The 20344-nt window shown below is 44.5% G+C and carries 17 protein-coding genes; 8 read left to right on the top strand and 9 right to left on the bottom strand.

The features are described 5' to 3' along the window. Positions 1 to 102: 102 nt before the first annotated feature. Both IEV16_RS06740 and IEV16_RS06735 read right to left on the bottom strand, forming a co-directional pair. Positions 103 to 615 (bottom strand): type II secretion system protein GspG, encoded by a 513-nt coding sequence (locus IEV16_RS06740; protein ID WP_188364909.1) that lies wholly within the window; start codon positions 613 to 615, stop codon positions 103 to 105. A gap of 103 nt (positions 616 to 718) precedes the next feature. Continuing rightward, positions 719 to 2572, bottom strand: coding sequence for a PLP-dependent aminotransferase family protein (locus tag IEV16_RS06735; RefSeq protein WP_188364908.1), 1854 nt, complete (start codon positions 2570 to 2572; stop codon positions 719 to 721). A gap of 220 nt (positions 2573 to 2792) precedes the next feature. Here IEV16_RS06735 and IEV16_RS06730 point away from each other — a divergent pair, with 220 nt between their 5' ends. Continuing rightward, the gene (locus IEV16_RS06730; protein WP_188364907.1) at positions 2793 to 3200 is read left to right on the top strand and encodes a hypothetical protein; all 408 of its coding nucleotides are present in this window, start codon (positions 2793 to 2795) and stop codon (positions 3198 to 3200) included. A 76-nt stretch (positions 3201 to 3276) separates the two neighbouring features. On the opposite strand, the gene IEV16_RS06725 is transcribed toward IEV16_RS06730, so the two are convergent. From IEV16_RS06725 to IEV16_RS06715, 3 genes are all read right to left on the bottom strand, one after another. Further along, a complete protein-coding gene (locus IEV16_RS06725; protein ID WP_229728279.1) occupies positions 3277 to 3909 on the bottom strand; it encodes an NYN domain-containing protein in 633 nt (210 codons plus the stop codon). Positions 3910 to 4170: 261 nt separating this feature from the next. Further along, positions 4171 to 5385: a dihydrolipoamide acetyltransferase family protein gene (locus IEV16_RS06720; protein ID WP_188364906.1), complete on the bottom strand. Its 1215-nt coding sequence runs from the start codon at positions 5383 to 5385 to the stop codon at positions 4171 to 4173. Then, positions 5382 to 7469, bottom strand: a complete 2088-nt coding sequence (locus IEV16_RS06715; protein ID WP_188364905.1) for an alpha-ketoacid dehydrogenase subunit alpha/beta — start codon at positions 7467 to 7469, stop codon at positions 5382 to 5384. The genes IEV16_RS06720 and IEV16_RS06715 overlap by 4 nt, the downstream gene beginning before the upstream one ends. A 150-nt stretch (positions 7470 to 7619) precedes the next feature. Between IEV16_RS06715 and IEV16_RS06710 the strand changes: the two genes are divergently transcribed. After that, the gene (locus tag IEV16_RS06710; RefSeq protein ID WP_188364904.1) at positions 7620 to 8090 is read left to right on the top strand and encodes an Lrp/AsnC family transcriptional regulator; all 471 of its coding nucleotides are present in this window, start codon (positions 7620 to 7622) and stop codon (positions 8088 to 8090) included. Between the two features lie 94 nt (positions 8091 to 8184). Here the strand turns inward: IEV16_RS06710 and IEV16_RS13405 are convergent, their stop codons facing one another. Further along, entirely contained in the window at positions 8185 to 9117 is a 933-nt protein-coding gene (locus IEV16_RS13405; protein WP_188364903.1) for a peptidoglycan DD-metalloendopeptidase family protein, read from the bottom strand. A gap of 78 nt (positions 9118 to 9195) precedes the next feature. On the opposite strand from IEV16_RS13405, the gene IEV16_RS06700 reads away from it, so the two are divergent. The 3 genes from IEV16_RS06700 to IEV16_RS06690 are packed head-to-tail and all read left to right on the top strand — an operon-like array spanning position 9196 to position 12064. Next, positions 9196 to 10329, top strand: coding sequence for an NAD(P) transhydrogenase subunit alpha (locus tag IEV16_RS06700; protein WP_188364902.1), 1134 nt, complete (start codon positions 9196 to 9198; stop codon positions 10327 to 10329). Then, positions 10326 to 10643, top strand: a complete 318-nt coding sequence (locus tag IEV16_RS06695) for an NAD(P) transhydrogenase subunit alpha part 2 (protein WP_188364901.1) — start codon at positions 10326 to 10328, stop codon at positions 10641 to 10643. Before IEV16_RS06700 ends, IEV16_RS06695 begins: the two co-directional genes overlap by 4 nt. After that, positions 10640 to 12064, top strand: a complete 1425-nt coding sequence (locus IEV16_RS06690; protein ID WP_229728278.1) for an NAD(P)(+) transhydrogenase (Re/Si-specific) subunit beta — start codon at positions 10640 to 10642, stop codon at positions 12062 to 12064. Before IEV16_RS06695 ends, IEV16_RS06690 begins: the two co-directional genes overlap by 4 nt. Before the next feature lie 56 nt (positions 12065 to 12120). Here IEV16_RS06690 and IEV16_RS06685 read toward each other — a convergent pair whose 3' ends face one another. Continuing rightward, complete coding sequence (locus IEV16_RS06685; protein WP_188364900.1) at positions 12121 to 12441, bottom strand: hypothetical protein; 321 nt, start codon at positions 12439 to 12441, stop codon at positions 12121 to 12123. 300 nt (positions 12442 to 12741) lie between these two features. On the opposite strand from IEV16_RS06685, the gene IEV16_RS06680 reads away from it, so the two are divergent. Both IEV16_RS06680 and IEV16_RS06675 read left to right on the top strand, forming a co-directional pair. Continuing rightward, positions 12742 to 13176, top strand: a complete 435-nt coding sequence (locus IEV16_RS06680) for a hypothetical protein (RefSeq protein ID WP_188364899.1) — start codon at positions 12742 to 12744, stop codon at positions 13174 to 13176. Between the two features lie 46 nt (positions 13177 to 13222). Next, a complete protein-coding gene (locus IEV16_RS06675) occupies positions 13223 to 16396 on the top strand; it encodes a CHAT domain-containing protein (protein WP_188364898.1) in 3174 nt (1057 codons plus the stop codon). Positions 16397 to 16551: 155 nt separating this feature from the next. Here IEV16_RS06675 and IEV16_RS06670 read toward each other — a convergent pair whose 3' ends face one another. Both IEV16_RS06670 and IEV16_RS06665 read right to left on the bottom strand, forming a co-directional pair. Next, complete coding sequence (locus tag IEV16_RS06670) at positions 16552 to 17163, bottom strand: anti-sigma factor (RefSeq protein ID WP_188364897.1); 612 nt, start codon at positions 17161 to 17163, stop codon at positions 16552 to 16554. Further along, positions 17160 to 17915 carry an RNA polymerase sigma factor gene (locus tag IEV16_RS06665; RefSeq protein ID WP_188364896.1) on the bottom strand — a complete coding sequence of 252 codons (756 nt, stop codon included), beginning with the start codon at positions 17913 to 17915 and terminating at the stop codon, positions 17160 to 17162. The genes IEV16_RS06670 and IEV16_RS06665 overlap by 4 nt, the downstream gene beginning before the upstream one ends. 161 nt (positions 17916 to 18076) lie before the next feature. Here IEV16_RS06665 and IEV16_RS06660 point away from each other — a divergent pair, with 161 nt between their 5' ends. After that, entirely contained in the window at positions 18077 to 20332 is a 2256-nt protein-coding gene (locus IEV16_RS06660; RefSeq protein WP_188364895.1) for a carboxypeptidase-like regulatory domain-containing protein, read from the top strand. Positions 20333 to 20344: the final 12 nt, after the last annotated feature.

The following is a 20344-nucleotide window of genomic DNA, read 5'->3' as shown; positions in this document are numbered from 1 at the left end:
GGCTTTTTGGGTCTATTCTGAAAGAAACTGGATGCCGTCCTGCGACGGCAAGTGGAGTTGCAAAATTCTGTTGAACCAGTGTCTGATGGTTAAAGTATGCTACTATTTTTGGTTTTTATCATCGTTTTTAATTGAGTCTTCATACAACTTATTAGGCTTTATCAGCATGAGTGACTTGGCGCTGATTCTGTCTTTTGCTTGGTCATCTCCACCGACTGCATGGTCAGAGCCTAATGTGTAAAGTTGATAACCTTTTCTTTCAGGGAAATATTGGTAATGGTAAATGTGACCCCATGGATCTATATGTCCCTTTGATTTCAGATAAGGACCCATCCACATGGATTTGGATTCATCGTCTTCAATGAGTTCCGATAGTGATGATGGATAGGTGGTTATATCTAACTTATATTCTTCTAAAGCATTATCAATTTTATTGAGTTGCCATATGGCATCGTTTTGTTTGGAATGGCTACCTAACGAGTCGAAATAAGTGATGTAAATAACCAAAGCTATAAAGAAGATACCGAGAAGTGATAAACTTATTACGATTCCAAAGCCAATTATTTTTGGTATTGATCTTAAGGCTCTTTTTGATTTGCTTTCAGCATCTTTCATTATTTTCCATCGTTACTTTAATGTCTTTTGACAATATTAATTGATTTAGTTCTTTGAGCCTGTTCTTAAAGACGCTGGATGCCGTCCTGCGACGGCAAGTGATTTAAAGCAAATCATGTTCCTCACAAAATGCTTTAAAAGATTTGGTTAATTCAGCCACATCCACATCCGGCGAAATCGAGACCCGGACAACGTAGTCTTTGTCGTCTTCTTTGGTGGTGCCCTGGGTTGAGGTGGCGGGGATGGTCCAGTAGCTGCCTTTGAGCTGGCCGTAGCTGACGCAGTTTTTGCAGCTTTTCGGGTGCCGTTGAATCATAAAGGCAATGAGTTTTTTGTTGAGTTCTTTTTGTCGTTCCTGTTGTTCTTGTCGGGTTTTGGCTTCAACCGGTAAATCGAGTGAGAACACCGAAGGTTTAAAGCCACTTTGTGCCATGTCATCGGTGACGTAAAATATTTTGGCTGACGGTAGCAGTGTACGAATGGCCTGAACAAATTCTCGCGTATTCTCGTAAGCTTGGTCAATGCGTTTGGTCATCGAGGGCATGGTTTCGGCGAGTGTGTTAATTTGATTTTCATTAGCCTGGTTGTCCGACAGCGTTAAATGCGCTTCGATCAGCGGCATTAAATCTTGAGCCACCTGATTGGCGGCACAGTAGCCGGCGATACAGCGACCGCCGCTGGGGAATTTTGAACCGCTGGTAAATGAAATGGTTTTGACATTCGCAAGTTCGCTGTCAGAACCCAATAAAGGGACATTCGGGCAGAAGGTTTGATCCACCATAAAAACGGGCTGAACGGCTGTTTCCTTGTTGGGTGTTTGACGTTGTTTGTTTAAAGTTTTACTTAACGCCGTCATGTCGGGCACTTCAACCCGCGGGTTGGTGGGAATTTCTGCCAGGACAATCGGCACACCATCAGCTTCCGCCACAGACTCTAAAGCCGTTTCTAAGCTGTTCACCAGATCCGCGCCACCATCAACCGGCAAATCAATAATTTCTGCTTGGGGGACTAAATCGGCCACGCGGCGGGATTGGTCATTGGTGCCGCCATAGCAGTTGGGCGGTAAAATAATTTTTATGGGTTTGTCGGGGTGTTCTGTTTGGGCGTATTCGATTAAGCCCATTAAAATGGCGTATTGAATGGACAGACCACTTGAGGCCACCAGCGGTGTTGACCCGCTGCCGGTATTGTTTTGAATGCAATGCGCCACAGTGTTTTCAGCGTTTGGGTTAAGGACTGATGACTCAGTTGGTTTGCCGGCCATTTCATTCAAAACCCGATAGCAATTCAGTGGCGACATGGCGATTGTTTCTCGTCGACGGACATGTTGGATGGCTTTGACCAAGGCCTGCGAGTCGGCTTGTTGAATCAGTACATAAGACCCTGATTGTGGTTGGATATTAACCATCACATCAATGGCAGGATTATTGTTGGGTTTTTTATTAAACGGCTGTTGCGTGACATAAATAACCGAGGCTTCGCTCTGTTGTGGGATGTCATCAGTGTCAGCCACTTGGCTTAGCTGATAGTGATAACCATAGATGTTATTAAGTCGAGACTCGTCAATCAGTGGTGAATGTTCAGTGTCGTAATAAATATGGGTGGCTTGATTATTAATGGCATTGTGCCGTAAAACAGCCAGAATCGGCATTGTTTTTGAGGCAAAAGCAATGACTTGTTCATCGTTGACCTGATTAATCTCGGCCAAAACCCATTCCAATAGACTGGATAACTGATGCCCAAGTCGAATATAGTCATAGGCGGTGGGTAAGTTTTTCAGCTGTTTGGTATCGGTTTCCCCGGATTTAATTAGTTTTTTCAGCTCATTCAAAAACTCAGATTTGGCATTGGCTTCATTGTAAATATCGAGGCGATGGGTGGTCAGCTTAAGCCAGTTTTGTGGCACATTGGGCAGCAATTTTTTGAGTGATTGGCGTATTTCAGTGTTTGTATTCAATGGATTCTCCCAATGCCGAGCTGTGAATGGATTAGTTTAATAAAGTATGGACAATAACGGTGAGTTCAATATTCGATTTGAATGAGCTGATGTCTTTTCACAGCTTGTCACTTTTAAAATAAACGGAATGAGTTCACAAATTAACCGATTAATAATTCCTTTTTACAAAATAATTTCGTAATTCTGCTAAAATAATAAGCATTCATTTTAAGAGGCAGATATGACTTTTTTCTTAATTATTACCTTGCTGGTGTTGGGTTTTTTGGCGGCCGCTGAGCGCATTCAGGCGATGGCGCCGGGCACCAAAGACCTGATTAGTTTCTTAAGACAGTCTGAAGGCTGGATTGGTATTGTGGCCATTGTGCTCGGTATTATATGGTTGTTCCGGGTGTTGCGCTGGATTAAATACTTTAATTTGTATTTGTTTTTAGCTTTGTTGTCGGCACTGGTGATGATGGCTTTGGGTTTTCTCTATGCCCAAAACGTATTACGGGGTTGGACGAAAGACAATGCCTCAATCAATGACAACATCAACAAAGTTGTCGATAAACTGGCGCCGATTAAAGAACCTTTGGGTATTGCAGCCATTGTTTTGGGTGTGGTTGATTTATTGATGTTCGTGTTTTGAGAAATTAATCTTTATTCTTTGAGAAGCCGTTTCAGGCTTCTTAAAGTTAAATCTGCACTTATTGCTTAAATAATATTTACACTTGTAGTGAATAATCACTGTGCTCAAGCATCTCTGTTTTAATTTTGTGATCTAAAGAGCATAAAATAAGTTGAACACCTTCTTTTCTTGCGAATTTCATTGGAGGAATAAAGTCACTATCACCTGATACCAATACAATGCCATTGACTTGTTTCTTAAGAGTCAGGGTGGCAACATCAAGACCAATTCTCATGTCAACGCCTTTTTGCTGTATATTTAAACTCAAATCGGATTCCACAATATTTACATTGCCATGACCATCGTTACTTTTAAGGGCTGAATTATTAACTTTCCATCCTCGAAAAGCGCATTCACCCAACCGAACTGCAAAATTTGGAGTAATTTTAAGTTTTGAAATTATTCTGGCATTTATTTTATATATTTCAGTTTGTTGAAGGTCTATTTTGGAATTACTTATAGGATTCTTAAATCTTCCATCGGCAGGATAAGCATCATAATAATAAATTCTATGCATAAAAGTTTTATCATCGATAACATTTGCCATAGATGATTTAATATCGGCAACAAAATCAATTATTAAATCAGAATTTATTGGCACTCTATTGTTTCGAACAAACAGTTTCTTTTTCAAAAAACCAGCATCAATTAGAATCGCATATTTGTACATAGATATTAACAATAAGAGCGGCCTGGTATGTGCGTGAGTGCTATGCACTTCTTGGATAAGAAACGCACATACAGACCTGATTTTTCGGTTGAGTCAAGAAATTGACTACATATTGCGATTATACCATAATAAAATATTAATTTTCAATTTGTCAATTTGAGAGTACAGCATATCAATACAATACAAGAAAGATCCTTTGAATTAGTTTAAATGATGAAAAGTAGCTAAACAAATTTTTGTAAAATAACTAAAAAACGAGAGTTAAGCTTCCCAGTTTTCTATAAAATCTTTAAAGTGACTGAGAAAGTCATTGGTGTGATAAGCATCCAGGGCGCGGTGGTCGATGGTCAGGCTGACGTAGCACATGGGTTTAATCACCAGTGCATCTTCGCCGTCAATTGTTTTGACCACCGGTCTTTTTTCAATTTTCCCTAAGCCTAAAATCGCCACCTGAGGTTGGTTGATAATGATCGGTGTGGCCACCAGGGAGCCGGACACGCCGTGATTGGAAATGGTAAAAGTACCGCCCTGGACATCAGATTGTTTCAGTTCGCCGGTGCGGGCTTTGTCGGTCATTTCGGTCAGGCCTTGTGCGATTTGTTCTACATTTTTATGCTCGCAGTGCTTTAACACCGGCACGATAAGACCGTCATCACCCAGTGCCGTGCCAATACCAATGTTCATGTGATTAAAAACTTCTAAACCATCTTCGTGGAAACGGGCGTTGATTTTGGGCTGGTGTCGAAGGGCTGAAACGGTGGCGGCAATAAAATAGGCGGTAAAAGTTAGTTTTATGCCACGTTGTTCATAAGATTTTTTATGTTGTGTTCGGTGCGCTATGATACGGCTTAGATCGACATCAAAAACGGCGGTGACATGCGGTGCAGTTTGTAAGCTGTGCTGCATATGCTCGGCAATCTTGCGCCGCATCGGGGTGTGCTTGATAAATTGGCTGTCATCGGACGAGGAGGTGCTGTCTGATTCAACCTGATCAAGATAAGCTTTAATGTCTCGGCTGGTGAGGCGGTTGTTTTTGCCGGTACCAGGTATGGATTCAGGGTTGAGGTCGTGTTGTGATAAAAGACGCCGAACTGCGGGACTCTTGAACTTAGAGGGGGGATGATCTAAGGGCCCCGCAGCCGGCGTGTTTTTTTGCGATAAACTGTGTTGTTTATCTTTTGGAGCAGATTTTTCTTTGGTTTTACGTTCTTCGTTCTCAGGCTTTGACTCTGCTTCGGTGTCAATAGTTCCCAGAATTTTTTGTTCTGTGGCGGTTTCACCCACTTCAACATGAATGGCGGTTAAAACGCCATCAGCAGGTGCGACGACTTCCATCATCACCTTGTCGGTTTCGAGTTCAATGATGGGTTCATCTTTGCAAACCCGGTCTCCGACTTGTTTCAGCCATTCTGCCACGGTGGCTGTGGTGCCTTCAGTTTGCGCTTCTTCTAATGTAATGTCAACTGTTTTGCTCATATTTTATCCAATTCAATGATTTTTTCGGCAATGGTGTCGGTATTGGGTAAGGCTGCGGCCATTAATTGCGGATCATGGGGGTTGCCAATGTCGGCGGTCGCTAACCGTTCAATCGGTGCATCTAAGTAGAAAAAGGCCTCTTTAGCCAGCACCGCGGCTATCTCTGCACCAAAACCGGCGGAGATGTTGTCTTCATGCACAATCAGGCAGCGGCCTGTCTTTTTGACTGAGTCTAACACCGCTTGTTTATCCCAGGGCCGCAAGGTGCGCAAATCAATGAGCTCGGCATTGATGCCGGTTTGCTCTATGGCGCTTTGGCACATATGCACCATGCCGCCCCAACTGACGATGGTTAAACGGTCACCTGATGTGATGGTTTTGGCCTTGCCGAACGGAATCATGTATTGATCGCCCGGATATGGTCGTCGCGCCCAACTGTGATCGAGCATTTTGCGGTGCTCAAAGAAAATCGTCGGGTTATTATCGCGTAAAGCATAACGCAATAAACCCACCGCATCTTCGGCGTTGGATGGCATGGCCACCTGCCAGCCGATGGCGTGGACCCATTTGACCTCAGCGCATTGTGAATGCCAGGGATCGCCACAACCAAAATAGCCACCGGCCATGCGCACCACCATGGGTGCGGCAAAGCGGTTATTGGTGCGCCAGCGCATGGTGCCGGTGTCATTGAGTTGTTCTTCGGCCGGATCGGCGTATTTTCTGAATTGGATTTCCGGAACCGGTAATAAACCGGCCAGGGCCATACCCACAGAACGTCCGATAATACCTTCTTCTGACAATGAGGTATCAAACACCCGTTGTTCGCCATGCTTGTCCTGTAAACCCAGTGTCACGGCGTGAACACCGCCTTTGGCTCCGACATCTTCACCGAACACCAGCATTTTATCGTTATGGGTCAGTTCATAATCTAAGGTGCGACGAATCGCAGTCACCATATTGGCACGGCCGGACTCGGCCACCACCTCTTCACTGCTTGGCGGAAAGGTGGGTTTATTTAAATGAATACCGCCTTGTTGTTGCAGCGCTTCATTGCCGTGCTCATCTTGTTCGCTAAAGGCATGGCGGGTAATGGTTTTGGGGTCTGCATGGGCTTGTTGATCCACTTTTTGGTAGGTTTTATAAACGGCGTCTTTGGTTTCTTGTGCCATTTTATCCCATGCATCTGCGGTTAATATGTTCTGTTTGTGTAAATAAGCTTTGAGCTTGGGCAATGGGTCATGCTGTTGTTCAAATGTAAGGCGCTCCTCACTTTTATAGCCTTGCGTGTCTTGTGCAGAGTGGCCGTTCAAACGGGGTACGGTCAGACGCAATAAGGCTGGTTTACGCTCTGTTCGGATATAGTCGTTGCTCTGTTGGATTAAATCAGCGGCCACTTGTGGCTGGGTGCCGTCACCGGAAAATAATTTAATGCCTTTAAAGCTTTCCAGGTTACTAACAATATTGCCACCGGGTGTTTGAAAGCTGGAAGGTACTGAAATACCATAACCGTTATCCTCAATATAAAAAAACATCGGCAGGGATAAGGTGGTGGCCATGGTTAAGGCCGACCAAAAACCATTGGTGGCCACCGAGCCGTCACCGCCTAAAACCAGCCCGATGGCATCATTCCAATCGCTGTTATTCAAATGATTGCGGTGGTATTCAATCGCCTGCGCCCAGCCGGCAATGGGCGTGTACTGTGCACCGACACCGCCCGACATCGGTAACACGCAGGCGCCCTGGTGATTGGGTTGGTTAAACACCACGCCGATATCCCGCCCATCGGAAAAACCGCCCTGGCGCATCATACTGGCCTGCAGACATTGTTCTACACTAATGCCCATGGACAGTAACAGCGGCCGCGAGCGGTAATAACCCGAGACGGCGTCTTTTTTCGCGGTGAGAATTTGTGCCAGTAAAATTTGTGCCATGTCGTGTCCGCGCGCGGAAAACTGATACAGCACTTTCTTTTGTTTCACCAAATCGTATTCTTCCAGATCATCCAGGGCGCGTGAGGTGAGTAAAGTTCTGGCAGTGTGCAACCAGTCGATGTTCGTTTGTGTTTGTTTTTGTTGTGCTTGCATAAGTTTAAAAAAGGTGAATCCAGGCGGTTATCGAAAGTAATTATTATCTCTTAATCGCCACCAAATATGTTTGCTTATTTTGCGCCAATGGGATTAAATAAGCATATTTCACCCAATAAAATAACTAATAAAGAAATATAATTTCATTTTATGGATAAATACGACAGAGATATTTTAAAAGTCCTGCAGTCTGAAGGGCGCATTTCGAATAAAGACCTGGCACAAAAAGTGGCTTTATCCCAGGCACCGTGTTGGCGGCGGGTTGATGCCTTGCAAAAATCCGGTTTAATCAAAGGTTACACCGCCATTGTGGATCAGGAAAAAGTGGGCTTAAACATCACCGCCTTTGCACAGATTACCCTGGACAATCACCATCCGGAAACGGTACAGCGCTTTGATCGCGGCATTCAGCAATGGCCGGAAATCCTTGAATGCCATGCCACCAGTGGTGAATATGATTATCTGTTAAAAATCGTCACCCGGGATATGAAGTCTTACAACCTCTTGATTTACGATAAAATTTTGATGTTGCCATCAATCCGCTCAGTGAATACCAGTTTTTCCATGCAACAGAAAAAACGCACATCACATGTGCCCATTAGTGATGATGATTTTAAGTAAAGACGCAGTTTTTAAATATTACACAATGAAAACTGGTTTTTTCTTTTTTGAGTCTGTCCTGAAAGACACTGGATGCCGTCCTGCGACGGCACGTTTAATCGAGCCAACCCGGCATCGGTTGCTTAATCTCGCCGTTGGGGTATTGCAGGTTAAACGGCACGGAAATCAGATTGTGGTTTTGATTAATTTGTATGGCGAAATGCAAATGTGGGCCGGTGGAAAATCCGGTATCGCCGGATTCGGCCAGTTTTTGCCCGGCTTTGACCCGCTGGCCGTTACCCACCACCACCGATTCGAGTTTTAAGTGGGCATACAAACCCATGCTGCCGTCATCGTGGGCAATGCGGACAAAGTTATTGCGAAATAGATTTTTTTCATCGGCGCCACCTTTGATAAAGTCTTCCGCGTAATCCATAACCACGCCGCCACGGGCTGCGACCACATCGGTACCCTCGGCCAAGGGGATATCAATGGCGTATTTATTTTGTTCATCGAAGTGACTGAATGTACCGGAAAAGCCCTGGGAGATAAAGGCATCACCCACCGCGCGATAGGGTAAGCGGTAGGCATAATCAGCATCATAAGCGGGGTTGTTTTGACCCGGTCGATAAGAATATTGATAAGCATAGGACCAGCTTTTGTTGTCCCGGATGGCTTCAATCGTACCCAGGTAATAATCGGTAGAAGCCGGTACATCATAGATTTTCGGCCATGGCGGATCGCTTCGGGCATTGACGGCTTTAGTCATTGCCAGTCGTACCGAAATCGGGCCATGGTATGGATTCACGGCATACAGTAAAGGCATGCGATCGGTGCCGCGGTTAACCACAGAGGCTTTTCCTTGGCTGTCTTCGACCTTTACCTGCCAGCTTTCATAATCGTCAGTGGCCACAGGTTTTTTATCACTGTAGTGAACAATGCCGTCTGCATCCACATGCTTGTAGAATTTCTTGGCGATGACCGGTGTAGTGGTAATTAATCCAATCACAAAGGCCAGTATAAATGTTTTGAAAAAAGTCTGTTGCATCTATAAAAAGTTAAAAAGTAGTTAAGGATTTTTTGCTATACTGTTGAACCGTTACAGGCTAAACAGGTGAACACCATTATGACCATAACGGTTGGATTTGTAAAAGAAAATGCCGCCAATGAATCACGGGTGGCGGTGGTGCCGGAAACCGCCGCTAAGATGCTGGCGCTGGGTTGGCAGGTTTTGTTTGAACCGGAAGCCGGCTTAGCGGCAGGTTTCCCGGACAGCCATTATCCAGACACCTGTCAACTGGCGAAAAGGCGAACGGATGTACTTGAGGCAGCGGATATTCTGGTGTCGGTTAATGGACTCAATGAAACCGATTTACCGCACCTTAAGCAAGGTGCGGTGGTGATTGGCATGGTTTCTCCTTATTCAGATCAGCAGCGTTTTGTTCAGGCTGCAGATCATAAACTCACCGTTTTCTCAATGGAGCTTATTCCACGCATCACCCGTGCCCAGGCCATGGATGTGCTGTCATCACAAGCTGCGGTGGCCGGTTATAAAGCGGTCTTGTTGGCGGCCAGTGAAGCGCCACGGTTTTTTCCGATGCTCACCACTGCCGCCGGTACCATTCGTCCGGCTCAGGTGTTGGTCATTGGCGCCGGTGTCGCCGGATTGCAGGCGATTGCCACAGCCAAACGTTTAGGCGCCAATGTCACCGGTTATGATGTCCGCCCCGAAACGGTAGAACAGGTCAAATCCTTAGGTGCTAAATTTTTGGATCTGGGTGTGAATGCTGTCGGCGAGGGCGGATATGCCAGAGAGCTGACCGCAGAAGAAAAACAAACCCAACAGGATAACCTGGCCGAGCATTTAAAGTCGGTAGATGTATTAATTACCACGGCGGCTGTACCCGGGCGACCGGCACCCGAAATTGTCAGTCAGTCTATGGTGGAGAATATGAAGGCCGGCAGCGTGATTGTCGATTTAGGGGCTGAAGGTGGCGGTAATTGTGGACCCACGAAAGCCGGAGAAACGGTGATGGTGGGACAGGTTAAGGTGATTGGTCCGGTTAATTTACCGGCCTCGGTGCCTTTACATGCCAGTGAAATGTACGCCCGAAATATTTGGAATTTATTGAACATCATGCATCAGGAAAGTGACTTTACGCTGGATTGGGACGATGAAATTTTGGCCGGTGCGGTGGTGACCCGTGATGGCCAGGTGGTGCATGCCGCTGTTAAACAAGGTTTGGGAGAGCAATCATGATCGATGGTTTTATTGCTTTATATATTTTTACATTGGCCGCAATTTTAGGTTTTGAAATAATTTCAAAAGTTCCGGTGGTGTTACACACGCCTTTAATGTCCGGATCTAACTTTATTCACGGCATTGTTTTGGTCGGTGCCATGATTGCGTTGGGTCATGCTGATACCACCTTAGAAAAAACCTTTGGTTTTATCGCGGTTTTTTTAGGGGCCGGCAATGCTGCCGGGGGTTATGTGGTCACCGAGCGGATGTTGGAGATGTTTAAACCACGGGTTAAAAAGACCGATGACAATAATGAAGGAGATCAGTCATGATGGATTTCATTAACGAATACCTACCGGTGGTTATTAAGCTGGCTTATTTTGTGGCGGCGATTTTATTTATCACCGGCTTGCGACGCATGAGTAAACCGGGGACCGCACGTGGTGGTATTGTCTGGGCCGGTATTGGCATGTTGCTGGCCACCGTGGTGACCTTTTTGTTGCCGGATATGCACAATATGGTGCTGATTTTAGCCGCTTTGGCATCATCGACAGTGCTGGCTTGGGTCAGCGGCCGTAAAGTGGCGATGACCGATATGCCGCAAATGGTGGCGCTCTATAATGGTATGGGAGGCGGATCGGCAGCTTTTATTGGTATGATTGCCCTGTTTAACGGTATGGATCATGTGACAGCATGTGAGGCCGGTGTTTCTTTAAATGCCCACGATTGTATTTCCGGTGTGACTTTATGGTTTGCTCTGGCCGGTGTTTTGATTGGTGGTGTGTCGTTAACCGGTTCCATGATTGCCTTTGGTAAATTACAGGGTTGGATTGATAAGCGCTATGCCTTCCCCGGACAGCAGGTTTTTAATGCCGTTGTGGCGTTAATCACCATTGGTTTGGCTATGTACCTAACCGTGGATATGAACCCGACGGTGATCTGGCTGTTCTTTGGTTTGTCTTTAGTGTTGGGCTTGCTGATGACTTTACCCATTGGTGGCGCGGATATGCCAGTGGTGATTTCCCTTTATAATGCTTTTACCGGTCTGGCGGTGTCCTTTGAAGGTTTTGTGCTGCAAAACGAAGCCATGATTATCGCCGGTATGCTGGTGGGCGCTGCCGGTACCTTATTAACCAAACTGATGGCCAAAGCCATGAACCGCAAATTAACCGCGGTGTTGTTTAAAACCTTGGGCGCAGGTAGTGGTGATGCCATCGCCGGTGACATGAAAGAAATCGAAGCTCAGGACGCCGCCATCCAAATGGCCTTTGCCGATCGGGTCATTATTGTGCCCGGTTACGGCATGGCCGTGGCCCAGGCGCAGCACAAACTCTGGGAAATGACGGAAATGCTGCTCGATCGCGGTGTCGATGTGAAATTCGCCATTCATCCGGTGGCCGGCCGCATGCCGGGGCATATGAATGTGCTGTTGGCTGAAGCTGGCGTGCCCTATGATTTAATCGAGGACATGGAAGACATTAATTCACAATTCCATCAAACCGATGTGGCCTTGGTGATTGGTGCCAATGACGTGGTCAATCCGGTGGCGAAAACCGATCCGCAAAGCCCGATTTACGGCATGCCCATCCTGCACGTCGATGAAGCCAAAAACTCCATCGTTATTAAACGCGGTAAAGGCACCGGCTTCGCCGGCATTCAAAACGCCCTGTTCTTCGCTGACAATAACCGCATGCTCTACGGTGATGCCCAGGATGCCATTGGCAGGTTGATTCAGGGTTTGAAAGCGCTGTAAAGCTTGGTGGTTTTTATTTATGGCTTCTTTTGTTGGGTGCCTGTTTGTTGTGTACTTTAGGTCTTGAGAAAACGGCTCTTGGGGGGGCTTTGTTTAGAAAGGTCAGGGTTGCTAAAGAGTGGTTGAGAAGGGTATGTCGAAGCCGTTTTGACGTCTTGTTTGTTTTGAGCGGACTGTTTAAAGGCGTGTTGTAAAGCCAACGTATCGAAGAGCTGATTGATTTCCATGATTTTTGAATACGGGTTTTGATGCGATTCAACAGCTACTTTTGGCGGTTGCTTATGTTCAGTGACTGCGACGGTTTTCTGCATCACATACCAATAATGTCCGTAGAGGCTGACAAGCACAGACGTCACCAAAAGGATGATTATTTTCATGCAAAAACCCAAAACTCCCCTTGTCATCATCTCTTAATACCACAAAGGATGCCGCCTTCCCTGGCGATGCAATACCCCATACTTAGATGAAATGACGTAAATGTACAAAATGTCTTTGTACCTCTATAAAGTGGTTTGAGGTAAGGAAATCTCTCACTTAAAAATGATTATTTAAATAATACCTTTGGGTGAGAGAATAGCTTGGGTGAAGTCACTTGCTTAAAGAACCCGAAACTTTATGGTTTATAATTAAACAGTAGAGGCTTCGTGGTTAGTAACAACAAAGAGCAGGAGAAAATTATGTCAAACACACAATCACCCAAAACCATGTCTTATCGAATTTGCAGAACAGACAATATAAAACATTTAAATGGTGTCATTACTTTAGTTGATTTTGAAGATGGTACCGGTATCGCAAGCGTTTATGTGAGTGAGACCAGAGGAAAAAATCCGGTGTGGCATGTCAGTGCGGAATTAATAGAATATTCTCAAGCGGATAAACACTGGTTCACACCAGAACCCCATGAACGTTTCAACCATGAAAAACAAATGTGGTATTTTGCAGAATTAAATAATGGTGAAAGGCCATCCAACAACATTGGAGAAAATGGCGGTGACAACGGGCAAAAATACAATCATTACATCAGGTATGATTTTAGGTCAATTAATTCTATAACTCCTAAAGAGGCTTTTCAGGAGGATGGAACCGGCACAGGCGGTAATTCAGGCGAATAATTAACTTTTTGCCAGACAAGTTGTTTTAATTTAAAATAACTTGTCTATGCCCTACATAATCATTTTCTTATTGTTTGTTTCACTGCCATCTTTTTCGAAAGATATTTTCTTAGGTGAGGGTGAGACTAAGATATATTCTGTTACCCAAGACTCGGTTATTCATATCGGCGAGCAGGATTATGATCGGCTTATTGTTGTCGAAAATCAAGACTTAGACACCTTCGGCAGTATTACTTTAAATGACAAGGACATTCATTCGGCCAGTTGGATGGGGCCCTATGGTAATTATTTAATCCTTATTCCCGGCAATGCAACGGACGCTCATATTCAGGTTAAACCTTTAGAATCGAGCGCAGTCTCAACCACGGTGAAATTGTCCTTGCTGTCTTTACAGGGAAAGTCTGCAAATTTTATGAAAGGCCTTGAAAACTATACGGTTGCCAATGATTTGCGGATTAAAAAATACCTGGGGCATGCAAACCGGACAGCAAAAGCCATCGCCCATTTTTTGGCGGCAGAACAGTACTTTGAACAAGACCGGGCCACGTTTTATTTGGGACTGGCATTGTATGAAAAAGGTATTGCGCTTAAGGAAACGGGCGCCCGGCAAGAGGCCGTTGATGCCCTCAAAAAATCGATTGAGATTTGGTCAGAACATCATCCAATACAAGCATTGCGCGCCTTAAATCCATTGGGTTTGACTTATTGGCATATGGGGCAATTAGAAGAAGCCCTGAGCCAATTTGAAAAAATAATGAATACCTACACCGACGAGTTAAATTCATTGGTATTGGCCCAGGCTGTGAATAATGCCGGGTTGATTAATTGGGAGCTGGGTGAGTTGACCGAAGCGAAAAAGTTGTTCTATCAGTCATTAGAAATTAATGGCGTGAGACTGAATACAGCGTTTTTAACAACCCATAACATTATAACTGCGATAAATCAGGGTGATGACCACAAAAACACGGCGGCCACTTTAAATAACCTGGCCCTGATTTATGATGGTTTGGGCGATCCGGAAACAGCCGAAATCATCTGGCTGGCCTATATTCAATTATCAGAAAATCTTTCCGGTCGTTTAACACCGGCCAAAGCGAAAAATAATTTGGCCATGCATTACCTCAAAAAAGGTGATTATGAGCACGCACAAGAATTATTGGAATCTGCCTGCCCTATATTTGAACAAAATGGAAATAATCGCTGGCTTTCCTTGTGCCGGCATAATTTGGGTATTTTTTATGATAATTTAGGGATGCTGAAATTGGCTGAAATTTATTTTAAAAAAGCCCTTACCTTAAGAGACCCCAAAAATCATCCAGTCGGTCACATGGCGTCGTTGCACAAACTGGCCACCATTTACGGCAAACAAAATAAACACACGATGGCGTTGCGCTTGAGCCAAGAATTACTGGCCCTGGCCGAAACCCATGACCATGCAAGATTTAAGGCCTTAAGTCATTTAAACCAATACAGCCTTTACCGACAACAGGACAACTTACAAAAAGCAGGCAGCCACATCGAACCGGCCGTCCGATATAGTCAAAACTCACCCCATAAGCGCCTGGCAGCCAGTATTCAGATTACCCGGGCTGAGTGGCTCATGGACAATCGGGATTATGTGCAAGCCATAGAGATACTCAACCGGGAAATTAAATCCCTCAAAAAAATATGGCACACCGGCTTACTCAGTCGGGCCAATAATTTGTTGGCACAGGCGTATTATTTAACTCAAGATTTCACCGAAGCTGAGCGAGTCATCAATGAAGAGATCACCAACCTGCGGTTTTATCTTGGCAGCTCAGAAGATGCCAAAATCAACGACAGTGTCCAAAAGATGTTAAAAGAGACCCGGTCACTGAACGCCCTTATCTTGCATAAACTGGGTAAATCACAGCAGGCATTCTTAGAAACCATGCATCAGCGCAGTCAATTTCAGTCAGCCACACGACGCCGGCAAGAGGACACCTCTTCTTTGCACAGCGAGCAAATGACAGCGTGGCTGCAAGCCATCCAGAACAAATCCGAAGCCCTTGAAAATCGACAATTATCATCTGCCGATAAAGAACGCATCGAAAACGACATCATTGAACTCAAGGCCCGCATTGATTTTTCCTATCAGCACATGCCCCCTGCGGATAAACCTCCAATCCAATTGCACGACATTCAAAAACAATTATCCGATGACGTCTTACTGTTGGTGTATGCCGTGGGTGATGTCGGTGGTTTATCCTGGTGGATTTCTCATGATCAATTTGTCACCCATCAATTGCCGCCAAAACAACAACTGAAAGAACGCATTGCCCTGTCGAGACTGGAATTGACCGGACAAAGCCGTGAACATCGACACACGGCACAATTGGCCGCAACGCTGACCGGGCCCTTATCGGGATTCAAAGCCGTTAAAACCATCCAACTGATTACCGATGAACCCTTAAACTTATTGCCGTTGGGTGCGTTGCCTGATGCACGATACAAGCAGACACAACCGATTGTCACCAGCACTGCGGTGCAACGCATAAATACCCCGGACGCGGTAACTCGCAGCCCACACCGAATACCCAAACAGGCTCGGGCACTGGTGGTAACAGATCCGGTGTATACGCCACAGGATAAACGCCTGACACACCCACCCGGTGAAACCGAAGCGATCAATGCCTATCCCAGGTTAATTCATACACAACATGAAACTGAATTCATCGCGCGTCAATTCAATGCCACCACTTTGAGCGGTTTTGCCGCCAATAAAAGACACTTTTTGAGCCTGGATTTACAGCCCTTTCGGGTGTTGCATATGGCTTCCCATGCCTTTTTTCATCCGGATATTCCGGGGCTGTCCTCTTTGGTCTTGTCTGCCTACACCCCGCAGGGTCAAACACAATCATCGGCTTATGTCAGGGTAATGGATATTGCGGCGTTGCCTAATAACCTGGATTTAACGGTGTTAAGTGGTTGTGAAACCGGTCTTGGCCAAGCCGATGACGCCTTGGGATTGAGTGGCTTAACCGAGTCTTTTTTAGAAGCCGGCTCAAAGCATGTGGTGGCCAGTTTATGGCAGGTGGACGATCAAGCCAGCAGTCGATTTATGGCTTATTTTTACCAATTTCTGGGCGACCAACAAGCCGTTGATCAAGCTTTTTGGTCAGCCCAAAAAGCCATGCTTAAAAATCCCCGAACCCGCCACCCCAAATACTGGGCCGGCTGGTTTTTAATCAAACAATAAAATGACACTGTCATTATCGGGCTTGGCAACGAACGCTCCTGCTCTTGTTGCAGGTCATTTCCGCTCCTGCTCACATGACAGACCCACATCCATGTAGGTCACATACGCCCTGTATGCCACCCAATAACCTCATCATTTTGCGGGAAAAACTAAGATCAATGAACCGCTAAACCAAACGTTTCACTTTCTTGCGTGCTCAGATTCATCACTTTCAGTTGATAGCGCCCCGCCGCCAACAAACCCTTGGGAACGAACACCGTTAGTAAATCATCTTGAGATGTAACATCATTAATCTGATAGATGGTCTGGGATTTTTGTAACAATTCAACCGTGTAACGATCATCAGATAAATATCCGGCAGGAATTTGTATCACCGTATTTTCATTGTGATTAAAACTAACATCATCTTCAATGCCGCGATTGGTTGACAGCATAATAATGTCCGGTTGTGACATCGACTGACCGGTGTCTTTGTCCAGAAAATGAACCGTCAAACCACCCAAAACAAAAACCACCGCCATCGCAGCGATTAAACCCACCCGCTGTAAAAACGAAGAACCCGGTAAATGCAACCACTGACTATCATCAGTGGGGTTATCGGCCTGAATCTCTTCAAGACCCTGTGCGAACATCAGATCTAATTGCATATCCTGCAGCGCTTGTGGGTGATCAGCCAGCCACAAATCAACCGCTTCAGTCTGCTCGGCTGAGAGCTTATTCTGGATGTAATCTTGCAGCATTTTTTCATCAGGCGTCATTTTACTCATGCCACACCCCGCTGCCATTTAAACAAGGTCAACACCATACTTTGAAACAGTTTTTTAATATTTTTATCACCGGTTTTACGCGTGTTTGTTTTTGAATCTTTACCATGGTCATTGTTATTGTCTGCTTCATTAATCAGGTCTTTGAGACGTTGTTTGGCCCGATAAATTACCCGATCAAAATGCTCAGACGTTAATTCCATATTCTGACAAATCCGGACTTTACTGACATGATGGAAATAAAATTGCAGCAAAATATCCTGATCCCGCTCTTGCCCCAATTCGTTAATCACCTGTTTCACAAAATGCACCTTATCATCCCACACCAGTTGCGATAACAGCGTGTCCTGTGCATCAGCAATCAAATCGATAAAGTCCTGCTTGACAGCGGAAGAGAACTTCTTGTCTTTCTTCATATACTCATAACCAATATTAATCGCCGTAGAACGCAAATACACCAATATCGACTCAGGGGTTTTGATTTTACTGCGCTGCAATTTACCCAGCACCACCATAAAAGCATCATGCAAAATATCCTCATGATGACAAGAACGCGAAAAATGCCGGCGAATAATAAACAGCAACCAGCTGTGATTCAAACGCACAAACTCATTCTCCGCCAGCGCATCTCCGGACATAATCCGCCGCGCCAACGCCGCCGCCCGTTCTACATTTAACGGTGTTTTATTTTTATCAGAGCCCAAGGCCGAAACCCTCATTTTTTGATTCTGATAAATATAATACAAAACCCGCATCCACTTGTCCTTATTCATATCAATTTAAAAGTGATTTAAGCTCCCAAAACCTCTCACCCCAACAAAAATTAATTTTTTTCAGCCTAAAGTGAGAGAAATTGTCAGTTGGGCATACTTTAATTCTATACGTTTCTTATTTTAGAAAAAGATGGAGAGTTACAGTGAAAAATTTATATATTGCTTTATTGGTATTGGTATCATTTAACGTTTGGGCTGATGCCACGCTTAGCGGTGTGGTGCGTGATGGTAGTAATAACCCGATGGCCGGTGTTCAGGTTTATGTGGTGGGTGGATATAATTTTGAAAATATTTATTACGACTACACAGCGGTTACAGACGCGAATGGTGAATACACCATTCATATACCTTACGGTGCAACGGGTCATAATATTGCTTCCAGGTACGGTAAATATTATGGCTGGTATGACTTTGAAAATCAGCCGATAACCATCGAAGTATTATCAGGTCAGGCCGTACCACATCGCTGGAATGATTCTGGTGGCAAAGCCCTGAGCTGTGCCCTGGGCTGTTATGAAGAGCCTGTCGTCAGTAATGAAACCATTGTATTAGGTGCCGGTACGTTCACCGCCACCCTGGCTGATATTCAAATGACCGGTACGGGTAAAATCTATTCCGGTGAAGTGACTGATACAAATCAGCAAGCCCTTGAAGCTTCTTACGTTCAATTAAAATCAACGCAAAACTCGCCTTTTAAGTCAGGTTATTTAGAAGTAGTTACGGATGTCAATGGTCAATATAGTTTTCCAATGGTGCCCAATAATGCACAAATGCATGTTTCAGCATTCAAGCCGAGTTATATCCGAACTTTTCATGATGGCACCCTATGTAATTTGAATGCTTTTTGTATCCCAGCAGAATATACAACGAATACGCTTAATGATTTTATTTTGCAAAAAGGGGGAAGTTTAGTTATTAATCCACCAACAATGCCACAAAACGTGTCAAGTATTTATCGACGGGTCTATGTACATAATTCAAAAGGAGATCAAATTCATACAAATTGTACTTGGTATGATGCCAACAGTACTTGTCGTATAGATGGTTTGCTGCCGAGTGAACAATACCATCTTATATTCTTAGGTCGTAATTATGACAACAATAATCAGGGCATTGATTTAATGCGTCAATTTCATAATGGTCAAGTAATAGGTTGTGGGTCTCATTTTGAACCATCGAATTTTCCTGTTAGTGGTATGACTGTTACAGCTGGACAAGATACCGTAATTGCCTATCCGGATTTACAACCGGGAACTCAAATCAGAGGTTATGTCATCGATAAAGATACTCAGCTACCCATTACTGTCGGTTCAAGTGGTTATGGGTATCTGGATTTTGAACTTATCGACAGTACAACGCTTAAATCAGCAGGTCTCTTAATCGCTAACTATCCTCAAAACAATGAATGGACTTTCTCAAACTGTGGATTTGCCGCTATTCCTGATGGCAACTACTACCTTTCTGCCGCCAATAAAATTGATTATGCTTCTTTTGTTGACGGAGGACAAGATACCATGGACTACAAACGTTTTGTGCATGATGGTATTGATTGTCAGGGAAAGCTATGTGATTTTACCAACGCAACCGAGATTACCGTTAATGGCAATGATATAAATGGACTGGAGGTGACTTTAGAAAAAGGTTCTCGTATTGAAGGTTGTTATTACGATAATAGCCAAAATCCCATCTTATACCAAAACGGTGATGAATTTTTAAGCAGTAAACTCAGTGTTCATATTTATTCAGACCAAAATGAACATATAGAAATTGCTTCGGATATTTATCTAGATATGGGCAACAACCAATACCATCTTTGTTACAGCAGCAGCGCCCTACCAGCAGGTAATTATTATGTTCGAACTAACAACGGATCTGCAAAGTTATTAGATCGTAAGAATGTACTGATTTCAAGCATCAGCGGGTTTGATCCAAGCTATGGGTATTTTGACACCACACCGGGTATAGGCAGCCTGGATTGTAGTGGTCATTTATGTGTTATGAATACCGCCATAACATTGGATGGCAGCAGCCATGTCACACGAGATTTTTACTTGAATCAAGGCTCGGTTATTTCGGGAAGCCTAAAAGACAACGTCACCGGTTCTTTACTGGCTGATAAAAATATATTAGCTGAACTCTATCAAAATAATGTTCTTATTGGCCAATATCAATTTATCTCAGAATATGCCAAATTCCTAACCCCGGGTTTACATGATGGTGATTATGAAATCCGGCTATCAGGTAATGCTAATTATTTAAACACATCGCTATTAAACCGAGGTGGTCAATCAACGTCTCAACTCACTGATAGAATTCCGGTCACTATTAATGGTGCTTCAGTGGATATTGGCACGATTACCGCGATTACGGATATGATATTTAGAGATGGAATGGAATAGAAATAGCCGTAT

It is taken from the genome of Marinicella pacifica (assembly GCF_014636635.1).
GTDB lineage: Bacteria > Pseudomonadota > Gammaproteobacteria > Xanthomonadales > Marinicellaceae > Marinicella > Marinicella pacifica.
Note: the sequence above shows the minus strand (reverse complement) of the source record. Positions and strands in the feature narration are given on the sequence as shown.